General features: G+C 69.9%; 3 protein-coding genes. All 3 read left to right on the forward strand.

What is annotated here, in order from left to right; translation table 11 throughout:
• Positions 1 to 894 (forward strand): vWA domain-containing protein (locus tag AC31A1_RS50845; protein ID WP_489659823.1); only part of this gene is annotated, 894 nt, incomplete at its 5' end.
• Positions 894 to 1,493, forward strand: coding sequence for a cob(I)yrinic acid a,c-diamide adenosyltransferase (gene cobO / locus AC31A1_RS50850; RefSeq protein WP_026150966.1), 600 nt, complete (start codon positions 894 to 896; stop codon positions 1,491 to 1,493). The genes AC31A1_RS50845 and cobO, both read left to right, overlap by 1 nt.
• A 7-nt stretch (positions 1,494 to 1,500) precedes the next feature.
• The coding region (locus AC31A1_RS50855; protein ID WP_489659824.1) for a nucleotide-binding protein at positions 1,501 to 1,819 on the forward strand (319 nt) is incomplete at its 3' end.

The following is a 1,819-nucleotide window of genomic DNA, read 5'->3' on the forward strand; positions in this document are numbered from 1 at the left end:
CCTTCGGGTGCGGGCTCGGGTGAGCAGCAGCCTGTGCGGGCCTCCGAGCCGTTCCGTACCAAGGTGTTGAGCGTGCCGGGTATCGGTGAGGGTGCGGCCGGGCGGCGGTCGCGGGCGCGGACCGAGCACGGGCGGACCACCGGGGCCAGGCGGCCCCAAGGGGCGCTCACCAAGCTGCACTTGGCGGCGACCATCCAGGCGGCCGCTCCGCATCAGCTGGCGCGTGGACGGTCCGGGCGTGGGCTGGTCGTGCGGCGGGACGATCTGCGGCAGGCGACGCGGGAGGGGCGTGAGGGCAACCTCGTGCTGTTCGTCGTGGACGCGTCCGGGTCGATGGCGGCGCGGCAGCGGATGAGTGCGGTGAAGGGGGCTGTGCTGTCGTTGCTGCTCGACGCGTATCAACGGCGGGACAAAGTGGGGCTCGTGACCTTCCGGGGGTCCGCCGCGGATGTCGCCCTGCCGCCGACCTCTTCCGTGGACGCCGCCGCCGTACGGCTGGAGTCGTTGCCGACGGGTGGGCGGACGCCGCTTGCCGCCGGGTTGCTCAAGGCGCATGACGTGCTGCGGGTGGAGCGGTTGCGGGATCCGGCCCGTCGGGCGCTGGTTGTCCTGGTGACCGATGGGCGGGCCACCGGTGGGCCCGAGCCGGTCGCGCTCGCCGGGCGGGCGGCGCGGTTGTTCGCCGCCGACGGGGTCGCTTCCGTGGTCGTGGACTGCGAGTCGGGGCCCGTACGGCTGGGGCTGGCCGGGCAGTTGGCCGGTGAGCTGGAGGGTACGGCGGTGACGCTGGACGAGTTGCGGGCGGACTCGATCGCCGGGCTCGTGCGGGATGTGCAGGGGAATCAAGGGCGTTCGGGTTCTGGTTCGGGTTCTGGTTCGAGGAGGGCCGCGTAGTGCCGCAGGGGCAGCCGAGTGTCGTGCCGGACGACGGTCTGACGACCCGTCAGCGTCGGAATCGACCACTTGTCGTTGTGCATACGGGAGTTGGGAAAGGCAAGTCGACCGCTGCTTTCGGGCTCGCGTTGCGGGCCTGGAATCAGGGGTGGCCGATCGGGGTGTTCCAGTTCGTCAAGTCGGCGAAGTGGAAGGTCGGGGAGGAGAACGCCCTTCGGGTGCTGGGGGCTTCCGGCGAGGGCGGGTCCGTCGACTGGCACAAGATGGGCGAGGGGTGGTCGTGGGTTCAGCGCGACTCCCAGATGGACAACGAGGAGAAGGCGCGGGAAGGGTGGGAGCAGGTCAAGCGGGATCTTGCCGCCGAGACCTACAAGCTCTACGTGCTGGACGAGTTCGCCTATCCGATGCACTGGGGGTGGGTCGACGTCGATGAGGTCGTCTCCGTGCTGCGGGACCGGCCCGGGAACCAGCACGTCGTGATCACCGGGCGGAACGCGCCCGAGAAGCTCGTCGAGTACGCCGACCTCGTCACCGACATGTCCAAGGTCAAGCACCCCATGGACGCCGGTCAGAAGGGCCAGCGGGGTATCGAGTGGTGAAGCTGTCGTGACTTCCTCGTCCTCCCTGTTCTCCGTTCCTCGGTTGGTCATTGCCGCGCCGTCCTCCGGTAGCGGCAAGACCACCGTTGCCACGGGGTTGATGGCCGCGTTCGCCTCGCGGGGGCTTGCCGTGTCTCCGCACAAGGTCGGGCCGGACTACATCGATCCCGGGTATCACGCGCTCGCTACCGGGCGGGTGGGGCGGAACCTCGACGCGTATCTGTGTGGGCCGGAGTTGGTCGGGCCGCTCTTCGCGCATGGTGCTCGCGGGTGTGATCTCGCTGTTGTCGAGGGTGTGATGGGGATGTTCGACGGGGCTGCGGGGG

The organism is Streptomyces sp. P5F9, assembly GCF_057961495.1.